This is a genomic window from Muricoccus nepalensis, from assembly GCF_006438825.1.
Taxonomy (GTDB): domain Bacteria; phylum Pseudomonadota; class Alphaproteobacteria; order Acetobacterales; family Acetobacteraceae; genus Roseomonas; species Roseomonas nepalensis.
Window position 1 is genome coordinate 51,685 of sequence record NZ_RCZP01000003.1, and the last position, 16,040, is coordinate 67,724.

Consider the following 16,040-nt stretch of genomic DNA (forward strand, 5'->3'; position numbering starts at 1 on the left):
ACGCACCCGGGGCGTGGTGAAGGGGCGGGACCCGGCCGGGGGCTGGCGCGGCGGCCCCGTGTGGAAGCAAGGTGCCACCCTGCCTGTTGCAGCGAAGGGGAGGCGAGGCATGAGCATCACCCGGAGAGGCGGGATCGCGGCAGCCCTCGCGGCCCCGGCCCTCGCGGGGCGGCCCGCCCGCGCCCAAGGCGCCTGGCCGGCCCGGCCCGTGCGGGTCGTCGTCCCCTTCCCGCCCGGCGGCAGCAACGACGCCGTGGCGCGGCCACTGGCCGAGCACCTGCAGGCGCGCTTCGGCCAGCCCTTCGTCGTCGAGAACCGGCCCGGCGCCGGCAGCACGATCGGCTCGGCGGAGGTCGCCCGGGCGCCGGCGGACGGGATGGTGCTGATGGTCACTTCCTCCACCTTCTCGACCAGCGCGGCGGTGCAGCGCACGCCCTACGACGCCGCGGAGGACTTTGAGGCGGTCGCGATGCTCGCCAGCGCCCCGCTCGTCGTGCTCGGCGCCCCCGGCTTCCCGCCGGGGAACCTCGCCGAGCTCGTGGCCTTCCTCCGCGCCCATCCCGGCCGGGTGGACTACGGCTCGGCGGGGCCGGGCAGCATCAACCAGCTCGCGGCCGAGCTCTTCGCGCAGAAGGCGGGCGGGCTGTCGCTGCAGCACGTCCCCTACCGCGGGATGGGGCCGGCGACGACGGACCTCGCGGCCGGCACCATCCAGCTTCTCTTCACCACCCTGCCCTCCGCGCGGGGGATCATCGACGGCGGGCGGGTGAAGGTGCTCGGCTGGACCGGTGAGAACCGCCCGTCCGGCGGCCCCTCCGCGCCGACCCCGCGCGAGAGCGGGCTGGCTGACTACGAGGCGGGGATCTGGTGGGGGCTGCTGGCACGCCGCGGCACGCCGCCCGAGATCCGCGACCGCCTGAACGCCGCGGCGAACGAGGCGCTCTCGGGCGGGCGGCTGGCCGCCTATCTCGCGAGCGAGGGCGCGACGCCGACGCCCCGCCCGGCCGCCGAGGGCGACGCCTTCCTGCGGGCGGACCTGGCGCGCTGGCGGGGGGTTGCCGCCGCGGCGGCCATCCGGGTGGAATGAGGCGCGGGGGCCCGCTGGACGTTTCCGGTCTCAACCCGATCTTCACCGGGACGTTGGCAAGCATGCCAGCCCTCTCGCCCCGCCCGTCCCCGCCCGGGGCGGGTCGGCGAAGGGCATGCCGCGCGGCCCATCGCCGCCGGCGTCTCAGGAGAGTACCAGGATGACACGTCGGGACCTGCTGCTGACCGCGACCGCCCTGGCCCTGGCGGGCACGCTCCCGGCCGGGTCCCTCCTCGCCCAGGGCGCCCCGCGGCGCATCCGCGGAACCATCGACGCCCTCTCCGGCCGCGACCTCGCCCTCACGACGCGGGAGGGCGCGAAGGTCACGGTTCGGCTGGCCGAGAACGCCGGCGTGTCGGCGGTGCGGAAGATGGCCCTGGCGGACATCACCCCCGGCACCTTCATCGGCACCGCCGCCGAGCCCGGCCCGGACGGCGTCTGGCGCGCGCTCGAGGTGCTCGTCTTCCCCGAGGCCATGCGCGGCACGGGCGAGGGTCACTTCGCCTGGGACCTGACGCCCAGCTCCTCGATGACCAACGCGACGGTCGATTCGGCCGTGCAGGGCAACGACGGCAAGAGCCTCACCCTGACCGCGCGGGGCCAGCAGGTGCAGGTGATGGTGCCACCCGAGGTGCCCGTCGTCACCCTCATCCCCGCCTCCATGGAGGACCTGCGGCCCGGCGCCCAGGTCTTCCTCTCGGCGACGCCCGCCGCCGACGGAACCCTCAACGCCGCCCGCGTCACGGTCGCGAAGGACGGCGTGGTCCCGCCGATGTGAGCGACGCCACCCTCCCCTCCGGCGCCCGCCCGCGCCGCGCCCGCCGCGAGGGGCCGCCGGCGCCCAAGCCCGGCCCCTGGCCCTGGCTCGACCGCGGCGGCCGCTTCTCCGCCTTCAAGGCGGCGGTGCTGCTCGGCTGCGTTCTGCCGCTGCTGCTGCTGGGCTGGGACTGGGCGACGCGCAACCTCGGCCCCGAGCCGCTGACGCGGGCGACGCACGACACCGGCGACTGGTGCGTGCGCTTCCTCCTGATCAGCCTCGCGGTGACGCCGGCGCGCTGGGTCTTCGACTGGCCGCGGGTGCTGCAGGTGCGGCGGATGCTCGGGCTGGCCGCGCTCGGCTACGCCCTCGTCCACCTCGCCCTCTACATCGGCAACGAGCACCTGCGGCTCTGGCACGTTCTTCTGGAGATCGTGAAGCGACCCTATCTCTCGACCGGCTTCACGGCGCTCATCGGTCTGGCGGTGCTCGGCTGGACCTCGACCGACGGCTGGCTGAAGCGGCTCGGCCGGGAGTGGAAGCCGCTGCACAAGCTGGTCTTCCCTCTGATGGCGCTCGGCATCCTGCACTTCTACATGCAGTCGAAGATCAACGTGTCCCAGCCGGTGCTGATGAGCGGCCTCTTCCTCTGGGCCATGCTCTGGCGCGCCTCGCCGGCGCGGTGGCGGGCCAGCCCGCTGCCGCTACTGCCGATCGCGCTCCTGGCCGCGGCGGGGGCGGCGGGGCTCGAGTACCTCTGGTACGCCCTCGCGACCAAGCTGCCGGCCGACATGATCTTCCTCGCCAACTTCGACACCGAGTTCGAGATACGGCCGGCGGTCTGGGTGCTGATCGGGGGCCTCGCCACCTTCGCGGCGGCCGGCGCCTGGAAGCTGGCCCGGGGCCTTCTCCAGAAGCGGCAGGCCGGGACGGCCGAGGCGCTCCCCGACTAGGCTATCCCGGCAGGCAGCGGACGGTGCCTGGGTTCGCCCGCGCCTCGGTGGGCACGGTGCCCGCCGGGCAGGAGACCTGGCGGCGGGAGGCCGGGGGAAGGTCGGCGTACCATCCTGCCACCGCCGGGTCACTCCCGCCCGACCCGCCGCGCGCGACGCCCCGGCCGTCGCAGCGCCCGGGGCGGCCCCGCATCGGCGAGCCGCCGTTCGGGCAGAGCCAGCGCCGGATCGCGGCGGAGTCGTTCAGCGCGGGGAGGTCCTGGGTCACGATCCGCGGCCCCGGCATCACCTGGAAGACGCGCCGCTCCTGCGCCGACGCGGGCGAGGCGGCGACGGCGGCGGCAAGCAGGATCGCCGCCCCGAGGCCGGAGCGGGTTCGAGGAAGGCCCATGCCGCCGACATGGTGCGCCGCGGCGGAACCGAAAAGACCTCCGGGCGCGCCCGGCGAGGGGGGCTGCCGCGCTTGACGCGCCCGGCCGGCCGCGCGAAGCCGGCGGCCGGCGGCCCGCATCCGGAGAAGACCCCTTGGACCTCGACCCCCAGATCAAGACGGCGCTCGAAGGCGTCTCGACGGCGACCCTGACGACGGTCCTTCTCAAGAAGGGGCTCCGCAACGTCTGGATGCGCGGCACGCGGCCCATCCGGGAGGGCCAGCCCCGGCTGGTCGGGCGAGCCTTCACCCTTCGCTTCGTCCCCGCCCGCGAGGACCTCGCGACCCCCGAGAGCTGGTCCTCGCCCATCTCCACCCGTGCCGCGATCGAGGCGATGCCGGAGGGCTGCATCACCGTGGTCGACGCCATGGGCGTGCAGGACGCCGGCATCTTCGGCGACATCCTCTGCGCCCGCATGGCGAAGAAGGGGGTGGCGGCGCTCATCACCGACGGCGTGGTGCGCGACATCCAGGGCGTGCTCGGGACGGGCCTGCCCGTCTGGTGCAGCGGCGCCGCGGCGCCCCCCTCGGTCGCGGGCCTCACCTTCGTCGCCTGGCAGCAGCCGATCGGCTGCGGGGGCGTCGCCGTCTTCCCGGACGACGTCGTGGTGGTGGACCAGGACGGCGCCGTGCTCATCCCCCAGGCCCTGCTCGAGGCCGTGACCGAGGCGGCGGTGGAGCAGGAGCGGCAGGAGACCTGGATCATGGGCGAGGTGGAGGGCGGCGCCTCGCTCCCCGGCCTCTACCCGCCGAACGCCGAGAACAAGGCCCGCTACGAGGCCTGGAAGAAGGGCTGACCTCCATGACCGACCTGACCACCGCCAAGGGCGTCTACGTCATCGCGCCCACCGCCTTCCACGACGACGGCCGCGTGGACGAGGCCTCGAACGACCGCCTGACCGACTTCTTCGTCGAGAGCGGCGCGACCGGCATCACCGTCCTCGGCCAGATGGGCGAGGCGCCGAAGCTCGACATGGAGGAGAGCGTCTCCATCGCCTCCCGCATGATCCGGCGGGCGGGCATCCCGATCGTCGTCGGCGTCTCCGCCCCCGGCTTCGCCGCCATGAAGTCCCTGACGGCGGCGGTGATGGACGCGGGCGCGGCGGGCGTGATGATCGCGCCGCCGAACACGCTCCGCACCGACGACCAGATCGTCGCCTACTACGCCCAGGCGGCGGAGGCGATCGGGGCGGACGTGCCCTTCGTCATCCAGGACTATCCCCTCTCCTTCAGCGTGGTCATGACGCCGGGCGTGATCCGCCGGATCGTGCAGGCGAACCCCTCCTGCGTCATGCTCAAGCATGAGGACTGGCCCGGCCTCGAGAAGATCAGCGCGCTGCGGGGCTTCCAGAAGGACGGCTCGATGAAGCCGATCTCGATCCTCTGCGGCAACGGCGGCCTCTTCCTCGACTTCGAGTGCGAGCGCGGGGCGGACGGCGCGATGACGGGCTACGCCTTCCCGGACATGCTGGTCGACGTCGTCCGGATGCACGCGGAGGGGCAGCGGGACGCGGCGCACGACCTGTTTGACGCGCACCTGCCGCTGGTCCGCTACGAGCAGCAGCAGGGCGTGGGCCTGGCCGTGCGGAAATACGTGCTCAAGCGCCGCGGCATCCTGGCCAGCGAGGCGCAGCGCCGCCCCGGCGCCGGCCTGACGCCGACGGCGCGGGCGGAGGTGGACTACCTCCTCTCGCGCGTCGCGCGCTTCGACCGGCGGGCGGACCTCGGGGCCGTGAAGGCCGCCTGACGCGGCCCTAGCGCCGCGGCGCGAGGACGGCGGCGGGGTCGATCGCGGACCCCATCGCCAGGTAGCCGGCGCGGTTCGGGTGGAGCTTGTCGCCCGGGCCGCCGGTGGTTGATTCCGGGATCATCTCCGCCCGCAGCCCGCCGCCCTCGGGGTCGAGTGTCGGGCGGTCGAACTCAACCACCGCGTCGAAGAGGCCGCCGTCCCGGATGAAGGCGTTGAGCGCCCGGCGGTTCTCGTCCTGCTCCTTGTGGCCATGCGCCGCGCTGCTGCTGCCGAGCGCCGAGGTCACAGTGGCGCCGATCACCCGCACCCCCGGGACGCGCGCGCGAAGCTGGCGCACCCCCTCCTGCATCCCACCGCGCACCGCCTCGAGGGTGGCGTTGCCGTTGCGGCTGAAGTCGTTCGTGCCCTCAAGCCAGATGACGGCCGTGACGCCGGAGAGGGAGATCACGTCCCGCTCCAGCCGCGCGAGGGCGGAGGGACCGCCGGGGAAGGGCTTCTCCGGGCCGTACTCGGCCGGACCCACCACCTGGTTGCCGCCGATGCCCGCGTTCACGACGGCGGCGCGGTTGGGCCGCTCGGCCTCGAGCCGCCGCGCCAGCACGTCCGGCCAGCGGTCGTCGCCGTTCATCGTGGAGGCCGTGCCGTCGGTGATGGAGTCGCCGAAGCAGACGATCACCGGGGTGCCCGCCGGCGCCACCATGTCCACCGCGTCGAGGAAGAACCAGGAGGCGGTCGGGAAGGGAAAGGAGCTCTCCCCTTCCTCCGCCCCCTTGGCGCCCGCGCCGGGCGCCGTGCCGTAGGAGGTCTGCAGGGCCTTGGCGTGCCAGGTCATCGGCCCGCTCGCCTGCGGGACGTGGAGCGAGACGGCGAGCTTACGCCCCATCAGCAGCGGCGAGGCGGGATCGGCGGCGAAGGGCAGGTCCACCGGCTCCGACCAGGCCTGCCCGCCGGGCGGGATGGTGACGGAGTCGCCGCCGCTGAAGCGGACGGGCCGGTTCGTGCCCGGCACCACCGCGGCGCCGCCGAGGTGCAGCCCGGCGTGCACGCCGTCGATGACGAGGGGCCGCGTGCCGAAGGCGTTCGAGAAGCGCAGCCGCGCCTGCCGCCCCCAGACGGAGGGCCGGACCACGAGGCGGAGCGTCTGGTCGCGCGCGCCCTCGGCCGGTGTGGGGAAGAGGAAGCGCTGGTCCGGCTGGGCGGAGGGATTGCCCACGGGGTAAGGCCCCTGGACGGAGCCGGCCCAGCTCGTCACCCAGCCCTCCCCGGCGGGCGCCGTCTGGGCCAGGGCGGCGGGCCCGATGGCCTGCCCGATGGATTGGAGGAGGGCGGCGGCCAGTGCCCCCTCGCCGAGCGTGCGTCGGTTCATGGCGGTTCCTCTCTCGACCGGCTCTGCGGCCGGCCGGGGAGGCTTCCACGGCGCCCGGCGCCGCGCAATCGGCGGCCCCGCGGCGTCAGCCCGGCGGCGGCGGGAAGTCCCCGGGGCGGCGGCGGTGGACGCGGCGAAGCCGAAGAGGCGCGAGGCGGCGGAGGAGGGGCGCCACCAGCAGCAGGGGCGCCGTCAGGATGGGAAGGATGCCGAGCCAGGCCGCGAGGACTCGCGACCCCAGCAGGACCGCGCCCGCCGCCACCCCCATGGCCGCGGCGTTGGCCAGGATGGAGCCCACCCACCAGCGGCGGGCGCGCAGTTCCAGCCGCTCGGCCGCGCCGGGCGGCGCGGGGGCAAGGGTATAGGGACGCCCGTCCCGGCCTACCTCGTAGAGCCGGTCCGGGTCGGGGACGAACCCCCCGGCCACCGCGGCGCGGGGGTCAACGGCGGGGGACGACAAACACCGCGGCGCCGCCCCGGCGAGCCCGCCGCACGCGCCACCAGAGCGAGCCGAAGCCGACGGCGCCCGCGACGAGCAGCACCGGGATGAGCAGGCCGAGGATCACGACGGCCGAGGCCGCGAGCACCAGCCCGCCCGCGACCACCGCGGCGAGCACCGCGACGCCGCCGACCTTCATCAGGGCGCGGTCCAGCCAGGACCCGCCGACCGGGCGCGGGGCTTCGCGGAAGCCGCCCTCGGGCGTCATGTCGAGAACGGGCGGGCGGCGGTCGTCCTGCATCATGCCGGGGATGTCGCCCCTCCCCCCCGGCGCTTCAAGAGGCCGTGCCGCGGGGGTAAGGAGGGGGGATGCCGCTGCCCCGCCTCCGCTCCCTCGACGAACTGCACCCGGGGGACCGCTACGAGCTCGGCCGGCTCTCCCTCTCGCTGGAGGAGATCCGCGACTTCGCGGGGCGCTACGACCCCCAGCCCTTCCACCTCGACGAGGAGGCGGCGCGGTCCTCCGTCTTCGGCACGGTGGTGGCGGCGGGGCTGCACACGCTCTCGGCCTGCTTCGGCCTGCTCATGGCCAGCCCGCTGCTGCGCGACATCAGCCTGGCGGGATCGGCCATGGACGTCCGATGGCCCGCGGCGCTCCGCCCGGGCGAGGAGGTGGCGGTGACGGTGGAGGTGGTCGAGGTGAAGACCTCCCGCGCGCGGCGGGACCGCGGCTCGGCGCGGCTCCGCTACGTCGCGACGCGGGTGGCGGACGGGGTGGTGGTGCTGGACGCGACGGGGCTCCACCACCTGCGGCGCTGAACGCGAAAGGGGCGGCGCCCGCCGGCGCCGCCCCTTTCCCAGCCGTCCGGTCGGCCGCGCGCGGGGCGCGGCCGGCGCGGGTCAGGCCGAGGCCTTCATGATCTCCTCCGCCACGTTCCGGGGGACCGGATCGTAGTGGTGGAACTGCATGGAGAAGGAGGCGCGCCCCTTCGTCATGCCGCGGAGGTTCGAGATGTAGCCGAACATCTCCTTCAGCGGCACGTGCGCCCGGATGATGACCGAGGTGGAGGCCATGTCCTGCGACTGGATGACGCCGCGGCGGCGGTTCAGGTCGCCGACGACGTCGCCCACGTGGTCCGCGGGGGTGGTGACCTCCACGTCCATGATCGGCTCGAGGATGACCGGGCTCGCCTTCTTCATGCCCTCGCGGAAGCAGGCCTTGGCGGCGATCTCGAAGGCGAGCGCCGAGGAGTCGACGTCGTGGTACTTGCCGTCCACGAGGCTGAACTTGAAGTCCACCGTCGGGAAGCCGGCGAGCACGCCCGTGTCGGCCTGGACCTTGATGCCCTTCTCGACCGCCGGGATGTACTCCTTCGGCACCGAGCCGCCGGTCGTGGCGTTGACGAACTCGACGCCCGTCGTGCGCTCCTTCGGCTCGAAGGTGATCTTCACCTCCGCGTACTGGCCCGAGCCGCCCGACTGCTTCTTGTGGGTGTAGGTCTCGGTGTGCGGCTTGGTGATCGTCTCGCGGTAGGCGACCTGCGGGGCGCCGATGTTGGCGTCCACGCCGTACTCGCGGCGCAGGCGGTCGATGATGATCTCGAGGTGCAGCTCGCCCATGCCGGACAGGATGGTCTGGCCGGTCTCCTGGTCGGTGCGCAGCCGCAGGCTCGGGTCCTCGCCGGCCAGCTTCTGCAGGCCGAGCGTCATCTTCTCGACGCCTTCCTTCGTCTTCGGCTCGACGGAGATGTCGATGACCGGGACCGGGAAGGCCATGCGCTCGAGCACGACGGGGTCGGCGGCGTCGGCCAGGGTGTCGCCCGTGCCGGTGTCCTTCAGGCCCACGAAGGCCGCGATGTCGCCGGCGGTGACCTCCTTGATCTCCTCGCGCTTGTCGGCGTGCATCTGGAACATGCGGCCGATGCGCTCCTTGTTCCCCTTCGTCGTGTTCATCACGGTGTCGCCGGACTTCAGCACGCCGGAGTAGACGCGCACGAAGGTCAGGTTGCCGTACTTGTCGTTCACGATCTTGAAGGCGAGGCCGGAGAAGGGCGCGTCCACGTTCGCCGGGATGATGCGGCGGTCGGGCTGGGTGGTCTCGTCCATGCCCTCGTCATAGGCGACCTTGATGCCCGCGATGTCCGTCGGCGCCGGCAGGTAGTCGATCACGGCGTCGAGAAGGGGCTGCACGCCCTTGTTCTTGAAGGCCGAGCCGCAGAAGACCGGGCGGAAGGTGCCGTCGATCGTGCCGCGCTTGATGGCGCGCTTGAGCGTCTCGACCGAGACGTCGCCCTTCTCGAAGTACTCCTCCATGCCGGCGTCGTCGACGCTCAGCGCGGTGTCGAGCAGGATCTGGCGGTACTCGGCCGCCTTCTCCTTCAGGTCGTCGGGGATCGGGGCGTCGTGGTACTTCGCGCCGAGCTCGTCGCCCTCCCAGATGAGCGCCTTCATCTCGACCAGGTCGACCACGCCCTTCAGCGTGTCCTCGATGCCGATCGGCAGCTGCAGCGTGACCCAGTTGATGCCGAGCTTCTCGGTCAGGGTCGCGGCCGCGCGGTAGAAGTCGGCGCCGGTGCGGTCGAGCTTGTTGATGAAGATGATGCGGGGGACGTTGTAGCGGTCCGCCAGGCGCCAGTTCGTCTCGGACTGCGGCTGCACGCCGGCCACGCCCTCGATGATGAAGACGGCGCCGTCGAGCACGCGCAGCGACCGGTTCACCTCGATGTTGAAGTCGATGTGGCCGGGGGTGTCGATGACGTTGATCCGGTGGTCCTTCCACTCGGCGGTCACGGCGGCGGAGGTGATCGTGATGCCGCGCTCACGCTCCTGCTCCATGTAGTCCGTCGTGGTGTTGCCCTCGTGGACCTCGCCGATGCGGTGGTTCTTGCCGGTGTAGTAGAGGATCCGCTCCGTCGTGGTGGTCTTGCCGGCATCGATGTGCGCGGTGATGCCGATGTTGCGGATACGGTCGAGAGGGGTGCGCGCCACTGGGGCCTCCGTCAGTCGCGGCCGGGCCGCGCAGTGATGTCGCGGCAGCGCCGCGCCGTTGGTGCGCGGCAGGGCCACGCGGGTGTCACGCGGCGGGCCGCGCGGTCGTCTCGGTCGGCACGCCGCGGACAGGGTCCGCGGGACGCGCCAGGGGGGCTGCAGCTGGGTTGGCCCCGCCCGCCTGGCCGGCCTGGCCAGATGGGGCGGAAGGGCCCGGCGTCCCGGATGCGGCTGCGCGGGCCTTCGCGACATCGTCGCTCCGCCCGTGGCCCATCCGGTCTGCCTGATGCCGCAGGGCGCCGCTGCCGCGCCCTTGCCGCGGGCGGACACATGCTCCCGCAGCCGGGATTTTGCAAGTATTCTCGCCGGAGCGGCCAGGTTGCCCACGGCCGCGTCACGTTTCGTTGCCGTATTGCCCTTGAGGGCGCGGCGGGGCCGGGTGCTAGCTGGCGGCGATGAATCCCGCCGGCCACATCGCCGCCCTGCGCTTCGGCCTCGGCCCGCGCCCCGAGGCGCCGCCCCCCGAGGACCCGCGCGGCTGGCTGCTCGCCCAGCTGGAGGCCCCGCCGGACCCGGCGATTCCCCCGCCGGACTGGGAGACGGAGCCGACCGTCTCCGACGCGCTCGCGATCAGCGTGCTCGACCAGCGCTCCCCCGTCCCGCCCGGCGAGCGGCAGCGGCGGGGGCTCCTCTTCACGGCGGAGCTCCGCGCCTATCTCGGCCGGCTGATCGCAACCCCCACCCCCTTCCGGGAGCGGCTGGTCGCCTTCTGGACGAACCACCTGGCGGTCAGCGGGCGGGACGGCTCCACGGCCGCGCTGGTCGGCGACTACGTCCGCCGGGCCATCCGGCCCCACGTCACCGCCCCCTTCGCGACGCTGCTGAAGGCGGCGATCCGGCACCCCGCGATGCTCGTCTACCTCAACCAGGACTCCTCGGTCGGCCCGGACAGCGCCTTCGGCCGGCGGACCGGGCGGGGCCTGAACGAGAACCTCGCGCGCGAGGTGCTGGAGCTGCACACCCTCACCCCGGCCGCCGGCTACTCCCAGGCGGACGTGACCGCCTTCGCGGCCCTCCTCACGGGGCTCGCGGTCGAGCGCAACGCGGAGCCCCGGGGCACGGAGTTCCGCGCCGGCAGCCACCAGCCCGGCGAGAAGACGGTCCTCGGCCGGGCCTTCCCCCCGGGGGAGGCCTCGATCGACGCGGCGCTCGACTGGCTGGCCTCCCACCCCGCCACGCACCGGCACCTCGCCCGCAAGCTCGCCCGGCACTTCGTCGCGGACGACCCGCCGCCGGCGGTGGTCGACCGGCTGGCGGGGGTGCTGCGCGATACGGGCGGCGACCTCGGCGCCGTCTCGCGCGCGCTCGTCGCGCTGCCGGAGGCCTGGGCGCCGCCGCTCTCCAAGTTCCGGGCGCCGAACGAGCTCGTCGTCGCCGCCCTCCGAGCCCTCGGCGGGGATGCCGGGCTGTCGGAGTTCGCCCTCGGCAGCGCGACCGCGCTCGGCCAGCTCATCTGGTCGCCCGCCGCGCCGAATGGCTGGCCGGACGAGGCCGCCGCCTGGATCCACCCGGAGGGGATGCTCCTGCGGCTGGACCGCCTGCACGCCCTCGCCGGCCGCTTCGCCCGGCGGGACGCCCGCGAGGCGCTGGACCTCGCCCTCGGCCCCCTCGCCTCGGACCGGACGCGCGAGGCGGTGCTCCGCGCGGGCTCCAACCGGGAGGCGCTCACCCTTCTCCTCGGCAGCCCGGAGTTCCAGCGCCGATGACCCGCCCCCTCCCCGCCCTCGGCCGCCGCGGCCTCCTGCTCGGCCTCGGGGCCGGCGCCTCGCTCGGCGGGTCCCGGCTCGCGCTCGGCCAGGGGCCGCTCGGCGAGCAGCGCCTCGTGGTCGTGCTCCTCCGCGGCGCGCTCGACGGTCTCGCGGCCGTGCAGCCCTACGGCGACCCGGCGCTTCCGGGCCTTCGCGGCCGCCTGGCCCTGCCGGAGCCGGGGCAGGAGGAGGGGCTGCTCGACCTCGGGGGCTTCTTCGGCCTCCACCCGCGCCTGGCGAAGCTGCACGCCCTCTTCGCGGCGGGCGAGGCGATCGCGCTGCACGCCGTCTGCGGCCCCACCCGCTCGCGCAGCCATTTCGTCGCCCAGGACATGCTCGAGATCGGCGCCGAGGAGCGACTCGGCTCCGGCTGGCTCAACCGCGCCCTGGCGGGGCTGCCGGGCCACGAGGCCGGTCCGAACCGGGCGGCCTTCGCCATCGGCACGGACCTGCCGCTGATCCTGCGCGGGGGAGAGCCCGTCGGCATGTACGCGCCGTCGCGCGCGGAGCGGCCGGGCGCGGAGCTCTACGCCCGGCTGATGGAGCTCAACCACACGGACCCGCTGACCGGCCCCGCCCTCGCGGAGGGGCTGCGGGCGCGGGGCTTCACGGCCGGCGTGGTGCCGCCGCCGGAGCAGCGCGGCGGCTTCGTGGAGCTGGCCGCCGCCGCGGGCCGCCTCCTCGCGGCGCCCGACGGCCCGCGCGTCGCCGCGCTGGAGATGTCGGGCTGGGACACCCACGCGGGCCAGGCGAACCGGCTGCGCGGCGTGCTCACCGGCCTCGACGACGGGCTGGACGCGCTGCGCGAGCGGCTGGGGCCGGCCTGGCGGCAGACCGCGGTTCTCGTGATGACGGAGTTCGGCCGCACCGCGCGGGCGAACGGCAACGACGGCACGGACCACGGGACCGGGAGCGCCGCCTTCCTGCTGGGCGGGGCGGTCGCGGGCGGGAGGGTGGTGGCGGACTGGCCCGGGCTGGGCGAGGGACGGCTCTACGAGAACCGCGACCTGGCGCCGACGCTGGACCTGCGGGCGGTCGCGAAAGCCCTGCTGCGGGACCATCTTGGCCTCTCACCGGCGGCGGTCGCCGCGGCCTTCCCGGGGAGCGGCGCCATCGGGGCCAAGGGGGGCCTGCTCCGGGGCTGAGAGGTCGGTTCGCCCGGGTCAGTCGTCCCGGTGGACGCGCTCCATGCGCTCGTGGCGCTCCTGGGCCTCGATGGAGAGGGTGGCAATCGGCCGGGCCTCGAGGCGGCGCAGGCCGATGGGCTCGCCGGTCTCCTCGCAGTAGCCGTAGGTGCCGTTGTCTACCCGCTCCAGGGCCTGGTCGATCTTGCTGACGAGCTTGCGGGCGCGGTCGCGGGTGCGAAGCTCCAGCGCGCGGTCGGTCTCGACGCTGGCGCGGTCGGTCAGGTCCGCCTCGACGATGCCGCCCTGGCCCATGGAGGACAGGGTCTCACCGGCCTCGCGCAGGAGTTCCTGGCGCCAGCGAAGCAGCTTCTGCCGGAAGTAGGCGAGCTGCCGCGGATTCATGAAGGCCTCGTCGTCCGAGGGTTTGTAGTCCGGCGGCAGGGTGATGAGCATGGCTGGCATCCTGATAGCCTGGGTCTGATTCGGCCGGTCACCCGCCCGGTCAGGCAGCCGCGTATAGCGACGGGGCCGCGCCGAAAACAAGGGGGCACCCCTGGCAAAGGCCTGAAACCGATGGGGTTTCACAACATTGCCATCTCGCTAGCCCGCTTCGGGCGCGCCGCTCCCCGCCCGAGTCGACCGCCGCATCGTGTGGCGGGCGAGCTCGATCCGCGCGCGCAGGCCGATCCCGGCCAGGGCGTCGGCCAGGACCGGGTCCGGCGGCGCCTCCCCTTCGGCCAGGACAGCCAGGCGCTGGAGGGCTTCCGGGTCGGCCTCCCCGGCGAGGAGACCCATCTGCAGGGCGGAAAGGTCGCGCAGCATGTCCCGCGCCCGCGCCGCCCCGCGCCGGTTGCGGCCGGTGGCGTCCTCCGCCTCCTGCAGGGCCATGAGGCCGAGCGGCGCGACCTCCTGCGCCGCGCCGGCGCCGGCGACCTCGCGCGCCGACTCGGGCAGCCGGAAGGCGCCGGCCTTCCCCGCGCGGGCGCCCGCCCCCGTCCGCCCCGCGGCCACCGCCCCGCCCGGCCCCGCGACCGACCCGATCATCCTGCCCGACATCGCCGCCTCCTGCCCTGCGCCTGCTGCCCGGACCGGCCGTCCGGGCCGATCCTGCCGGGGCCGGCGGTGAGAAGCTTCCGCCGCCCGGCACTTCCTGCCGCCTTTCCCCGCCCCGTCCCTGGCACGCCCGTTGCGCTGTGACCGCTGCGCCGGGGAAGGCGTCTGGCTGGAGGTCACATTGCACGCGACCGGTTTCCGAACCGCGAAGAGGATCCGCCAAAAGGGCGGCGCCACGGGCATGCTCCTCCTCGCCGTCGCCTTCCTCGTCGCCGGCCTGCTGCCGGCCGCGCCCGCCGCCGCGCAGGTGCGCATCAAGGACATCGCGGACATCGAGGGCGTCCGGGACAACCAGATCGTCGGCTACGGCCTCGTGGTCGGGCTCCCCGGCACGGGCGACCGCCTCCGCAGCGCGATCTTCACGCGCCAGTCCCTCGTCGGCATGCTGGAGCGGCTGGGCGTCAACACGCGCGACCAGGAGACGCGGCTCGACACGCGCAACGTCGCGGCGGTCATGGTCACGGCGAATTTTCCGCCTTTCGCCCGCCCAGGCAGCCGGATCGACGTCTCGGTCTCCTCCCTCGGCGACGCCTCGAACCTGACGGGCGGTACCCTTCTCGTGACCCCCCTGCTGGGCGCCGACGGCGAGGTTTACGCGGTGGCGCAGGGCGCTGTCGCGACGGGCGCCATCGCGGCCCGGGGCGCCGCCTCCTCCGTGCAGCGGGGCGTGCCGACCTCGGCGCGGATCAGCAGCGGCGCGGTGGTCGAGCGCGAGGTGCCCTTCGAGCTCGCCGGCCGCGACCGCATCCGCCTCTCGCTGCGCAACCCCGACCTGACCACCGCCCAGCGCGTGGCGGGCGCGATCAACCGCGCGGTCGGCAACGGCAGCGCGAGCGCGACCGACCCGCGCACGATCGTCCTCCTCACCGGCGGGCGCGACCTCGCGCGGCTGCTGACCGACATCGAGCAGCTTCGCGTCGAGCCCGACCAGGCTGCCCGCGTGATCATCGAGGAGGCCTCCGGCACCATCGTCATGGGTGCCAACGTCCGGGTTTCCACGGTCGCGATCGCCCAGGGCAACCTCACCATCCGCGTCACCGAGACCCCGCAGGTGAGCCAGCCCGGGCCGCTCTCGAACGGCGAGACGGTGGTGGTGCCGCGGACGAACATCAGCGTGGACGACCAGCGCGAGCGCCGCCTCGGCATCCTGCCGCGCTCGGTCACGCTCGAGGACCTCGTGCGCGGGCTGAACTCGCTGGGCGTCGGGCCGCGCGACATGATCACCATCCTGCAATCCATCAAGGCGGCCGGCGCGCTGCAGGCCGAGCTGGAGGTCCGCTGATGAGCACGATCCCCGCGACCCTCCGCGCCCCTGACAGCAGCGCCCTCGCTCGCGTCGCGCGCCGCTTCGAGGCGCAGGCGCTCAGCGCCCTCCTCAAGCCGGTCTTCGGGGAGGCGCCGAAGGGGCTTCTCTCGGGCGGCCCCGCCGAGGACCAGTGGCGCCCCATGCTCGTCGAGCAGCACGCCCGCGCCTGGACCGAGCGCGGCGGCATCGGCATCGCCGCCTCCGTCCACGCCGAGCTGCTTCGCGCCCAGGCCGCGCAGGCGGGCGACGGCGCCGGCGGGGTGGCGGGCGCGGGCAACGGCCGCGCCGCCGCCCCCTCCATCGCGCGGGCGCCCGTGCTGCCCGCCTCGCTTCAGGAAGGAGCCCGTCGATGAACGACATGACCGGGAAGGCGGCGGCGAGCCACGCCCCGATGATCCAGGCGCTGCTGAACGCGGGGATGCGTCTCACGGAGGCCCTGCGCGAGGAGAACGAGGCGCTGGCGCGGCTCGACCTCTCCCGCGCCGCGACGCTCGCCACCGCCAAGATGCAGGCCTCCGACGCCTTCGCCGCCGCCTTCGGCGCCGCGATGAAGACGGGCGGCAGCGCGCAGGGCGAGCTGCGGGTCGCGGCCGAGAAGCTGGCCGCCCGGCTGCGCGACCTGTCGGAGGACAACCGCCGCCTGCTCGAGCGCGCCATCGGCCTGCAGTCCCGCGTGATCGAGACGATCGCGGGCGCGGCCATCCCCGCCGCGCGCCCGACGACCTATGGCGGCCTCGGCGAGCGCGCGATGGCGCGCCAGACACCGGCGCTCGCGCTCACCGCGCGCGCCTGAGGCGCGGGGCGGCCGGCGCGTGCCAAGAGGGCGCGCGTTGGCCACCCTGCGGGCCGCCTCACGGGCCGCCCCACGAGCCACGTAGGGAAACGCGGCGAAGGCGGCCGCCCGCAGGGGGCGCCT

18 protein-coding genes are annotated in these 16,040 nt (G+C 74.5%); 11 read left to right on the forward strand and 7 right to left on the reverse strand.

Going from position 1 to position 16,040, the window contains the following annotated elements:
* Positions 1 to 109: 109 nt before the first annotated feature.
* The 3 genes from EAH89_RS04735 (at position 110) to EAH89_RS04745 (ending at position 2,797) form a co-directional block, all read left to right on the forward strand.
* Complete coding sequence (locus tag EAH89_RS04735; protein WP_161993480.1) at positions 110 to 1,087, forward strand: Bug family tripartite tricarboxylate transporter substrate binding protein; 978 nt, start codon at positions 110 to 112, stop codon at positions 1,085 to 1,087.
* Between the two features lie 160 nt (positions 1,088 to 1,247).
* Positions 1,248 to 1,865, forward strand: a complete 618-nt coding sequence (locus EAH89_RS04740) for a hypothetical protein (protein ID WP_162861303.1) — start codon at positions 1,248 to 1,250, stop codon at positions 1,863 to 1,865.
* On the forward strand, positions 1,862 to 2,797 hold the full coding sequence (locus EAH89_RS04745; RefSeq protein WP_140881647.1) for a protein-methionine-sulfoxide reductase heme-binding subunit MsrQ: 936 nt from the start codon (positions 1,862 to 1,864) through the stop codon (positions 2,795 to 2,797). Before EAH89_RS04740 ends, EAH89_RS04745 begins: the two co-directional genes overlap by 4 nt.
* Position 2,798: 1 nt before the next feature.
* On the opposite strand, the gene EAH89_RS04750 is transcribed toward EAH89_RS04745, so the two are convergent.
* Positions 2,799 to 3,188: a hypothetical protein gene (locus tag EAH89_RS04750; protein ID WP_140881648.1), complete on the reverse strand. Its 390-nt coding sequence runs from the start codon at positions 3,186 to 3,188 to the stop codon at positions 2,799 to 2,801.
* A gap of 134 nt (positions 3,189 to 3,322) precedes the next feature.
* Between EAH89_RS04750 and EAH89_RS04755 the strand changes: the two genes are divergently transcribed.
* Together EAH89_RS04755 and EAH89_RS04760 are read left to right on the forward strand one after the other, a co-directional pair.
* Positions 3,323 to 4,024, forward strand: a complete 702-nt coding sequence (locus tag EAH89_RS04755) for a ribonuclease activity regulator RraA (RefSeq protein WP_140881649.1) — start codon at positions 3,323 to 3,325, stop codon at positions 4,022 to 4,024.
* A 5-nt stretch (positions 4,025 to 4,029) separates the two neighbouring features.
* Positions 4,030 to 4,974: a dihydrodipicolinate synthase family protein gene (locus EAH89_RS04760; RefSeq protein WP_140881650.1), complete on the forward strand. Its 945-nt coding sequence runs from the start codon at positions 4,030 to 4,032 to the stop codon at positions 4,972 to 4,974.
* A 7-nt stretch (positions 4,975 to 4,981) separates the two neighbouring features.
* Here the strand turns inward: EAH89_RS04760 and EAH89_RS04765 are convergent, their stop codons facing one another.
* From EAH89_RS04765 to EAH89_RS04775, 3 genes are all read right to left on the reverse strand, one after another.
* Positions 4,982 to 6,343 carry a GDSL-type esterase/lipase family protein gene (locus EAH89_RS04765; protein WP_140881651.1) on the reverse strand — a complete coding sequence of 454 codons (1,362 nt, stop codon included), beginning with the start codon at positions 6,341 to 6,343 and terminating at the stop codon, positions 4,982 to 4,984.
* An 85-nt stretch (positions 6,344 to 6,428) separates the two neighbouring features.
* Positions 6,429 to 6,803 carry a hypothetical protein gene (locus EAH89_RS04770; RefSeq protein WP_161993481.1) on the reverse strand — a complete coding sequence of 125 codons (375 nt, stop codon included), beginning with the start codon at positions 6,801 to 6,803 and terminating at the stop codon, positions 6,429 to 6,431.
* Positions 6,784 to 7,086 (reverse strand): hypothetical protein, encoded by a 303-nt coding sequence (locus tag EAH89_RS04775; RefSeq protein WP_140881653.1) that lies wholly within the window; start codon positions 7,084 to 7,086, stop codon positions 6,784 to 6,786. The genes EAH89_RS04770 and EAH89_RS04775 overlap by 20 nt, the downstream gene beginning before the upstream one ends.
* A 65-nt stretch (positions 7,087 to 7,151) precedes the next feature.
* Here EAH89_RS04775 and EAH89_RS04780 point away from each other — a divergent pair, with 65 nt between their 5' ends.
* Entirely contained in the window at positions 7,152 to 7,601 is a 450-nt protein-coding gene (locus tag EAH89_RS04780) for a MaoC/PaaZ C-terminal domain-containing protein (RefSeq protein ID WP_140881654.1), read from the forward strand.
* 81 nt (positions 7,602 to 7,682) lie between these two features.
* On the opposite strand, the gene fusA is transcribed toward EAH89_RS04780, so the two are convergent.
* A complete protein-coding gene (fusA, locus tag EAH89_RS04785; RefSeq protein ID WP_140881655.1) occupies positions 7,683 to 9,770 on the reverse strand; it encodes an elongation factor G in 2,088 nt (695 codons plus the stop codon).
* 455 nt (positions 9,771 to 10,225) lie between these two features.
* Here fusA and EAH89_RS04790 point away from each other — a divergent pair, with 455 nt between their 5' ends.
* Together EAH89_RS04790 and EAH89_RS04795 are read left to right on the forward strand one after the other, a co-directional pair.
* Entirely contained in the window at positions 10,226 to 11,536 is a 1,311-nt protein-coding gene (locus EAH89_RS04790) for a DUF1800 domain-containing protein (protein ID WP_140881656.1), read from the forward strand.
* Positions 11,533 to 12,723 carry a DUF1501 domain-containing protein gene (locus EAH89_RS04795; RefSeq protein ID WP_140881657.1) on the forward strand — a complete coding sequence of 397 codons (1,191 nt, stop codon included), beginning with the start codon at positions 11,533 to 11,535 and terminating at the stop codon, positions 12,721 to 12,723. Before EAH89_RS04790 ends, EAH89_RS04795 begins: the two co-directional genes overlap by 4 nt.
* Positions 12,724 to 12,741: 18 nt before the next feature.
* On the opposite strand, the gene dksA is transcribed toward EAH89_RS04795, so the two are convergent.
* Positions 12,742 to 13,158, reverse strand: a complete 417-nt coding sequence (gene dksA, locus EAH89_RS04800; protein ID WP_140881658.1) for an RNA polymerase-binding protein DksA — start codon at positions 13,156 to 13,158, stop codon at positions 12,742 to 12,744.
* A gap of 147 nt (positions 13,159 to 13,305) precedes the next feature.
* Entirely contained in the window at positions 13,306 to 13,761 is a 456-nt protein-coding gene (locus tag EAH89_RS31115) for a flagellar assembly protein FliX (RefSeq protein ID WP_161993482.1), read from the reverse strand.
* A gap of 238 nt (positions 13,762 to 13,999) precedes the next feature.
* On the opposite strand from EAH89_RS31115, the gene EAH89_RS04810 reads away from it, so the two are divergent.
* From EAH89_RS04810 to EAH89_RS04820, 3 genes are read left to right on the forward strand one after another with little or no spacing between them, the layout of a single operon-like run.
* Entirely contained in the window at positions 14,000 to 15,100 is a 1,101-nt protein-coding gene (locus EAH89_RS04810) for a flagellar basal body P-ring protein FlgI (RefSeq protein WP_140881660.1), read from the forward strand.
* Positions 15,100 to 15,477 carry a rod-binding protein gene (locus EAH89_RS04815; RefSeq protein WP_140881661.1) on the forward strand — a complete coding sequence of 126 codons (378 nt, stop codon included), beginning with the start codon at positions 15,100 to 15,102 and terminating at the stop codon, positions 15,475 to 15,477. The genes EAH89_RS04810 and EAH89_RS04815 overlap by 1 nt, the downstream gene beginning before the upstream one ends.
* The gene (locus EAH89_RS04820) at positions 15,474 to 15,917 is read left to right on the forward strand and encodes a hypothetical protein (RefSeq protein WP_140881662.1); all 444 of its coding nucleotides are present in this window, start codon (positions 15,474 to 15,476) and stop codon (positions 15,915 to 15,917) included. The genes EAH89_RS04815 and EAH89_RS04820 overlap by 4 nt, the downstream gene beginning before the upstream one ends.
* Positions 15,918 to 16,040 lie beyond the last annotated feature (123 nt).

What these genes read in the sequence shown, in the direction of transcription:
- EAH89_RS04735 (WP_161993480.1), top strand. Translation starts at nt 110, where the DNA reads ATGAGCATCACCCGGAGAGGCGGGATCGCGGCAGCCCTCGCGGCCCCG.
- EAH89_RS31115 (WP_161993482.1), bottom strand. Translation starts at nt 13,761, where the DNA reads ATGTCGGGCAGGATGATCGGGTCGGTCGCGGGGCCGGGCGGGGCGGTG.
- EAH89_RS04750 (WP_140881648.1), bottom strand. Translation starts at nt 3,188, where the DNA reads ATGGGCCTTCCTCGAACCCGCTCCGGCCTCGGGGCGGCGATCCTGCTT.
- dksA (WP_140881658.1), bottom strand. Translation starts at nt 13,158, where the DNA reads ATGCTCATCACCCTGCCGCCGGACTACAAACCCTCGGACGACGAGGCC.
- EAH89_RS04765 (WP_140881651.1), bottom strand. Translation starts at nt 6,343, where the DNA reads ATGAACCGACGCACGCTCGGCGAGGGGGCACTGGCCGCCGCCCTCCTC.
- EAH89_RS04780 (WP_140881654.1), top strand. Translation starts at nt 7,152, where the DNA reads ATGCCGCTGCCCCGCCTCCGCTCCCTCGACGAACTGCACCCGGGGGAC.
- EAH89_RS04790 (WP_140881656.1), top strand. Translation starts at nt 10,226, where the DNA reads ATGAATCCCGCCGGCCACATCGCCGCCCTGCGCTTCGGCCTCGGCCCG.
- EAH89_RS04740 (WP_162861303.1), top strand. Translation starts at nt 1,248, where the DNA reads ATGACACGTCGGGACCTGCTGCTGACCGCGACCGCCCTGGCCCTGGCG.
- EAH89_RS04820 (WP_140881662.1), top strand. Translation starts at nt 15,474, where the DNA reads ATGAACGACATGACCGGGAAGGCGGCGGCGAGCCACGCCCCGATGATC.
- EAH89_RS04795 (WP_140881657.1), top strand. Translation starts at nt 11,533, where the DNA reads ATGACCCGCCCCCTCCCCGCCCTCGGCCGCCGCGGCCTCCTGCTCGGC.
- EAH89_RS04760 (WP_140881650.1), top strand. Translation starts at nt 4,030, where the DNA reads ATGACCGACCTGACCACCGCCAAGGGCGTCTACGTCATCGCGCCCACC.
- EAH89_RS04775 (WP_140881653.1), bottom strand. Translation starts at nt 7,086, where the DNA reads ATGATGCAGGACGACCGCCGCCCGCCCGTTCTCGACATGACGCCCGAG.
- EAH89_RS04810 (WP_140881660.1), top strand. Translation starts at nt 14,000, where the DNA reads ATGCTCCTCCTCGCCGTCGCCTTCCTCGTCGCCGGCCTGCTGCCGGCC.
- EAH89_RS04815 (WP_140881661.1), top strand. Translation starts at nt 15,100, where the DNA reads ATGAGCACGATCCCCGCGACCCTCCGCGCCCCTGACAGCAGCGCCCTC.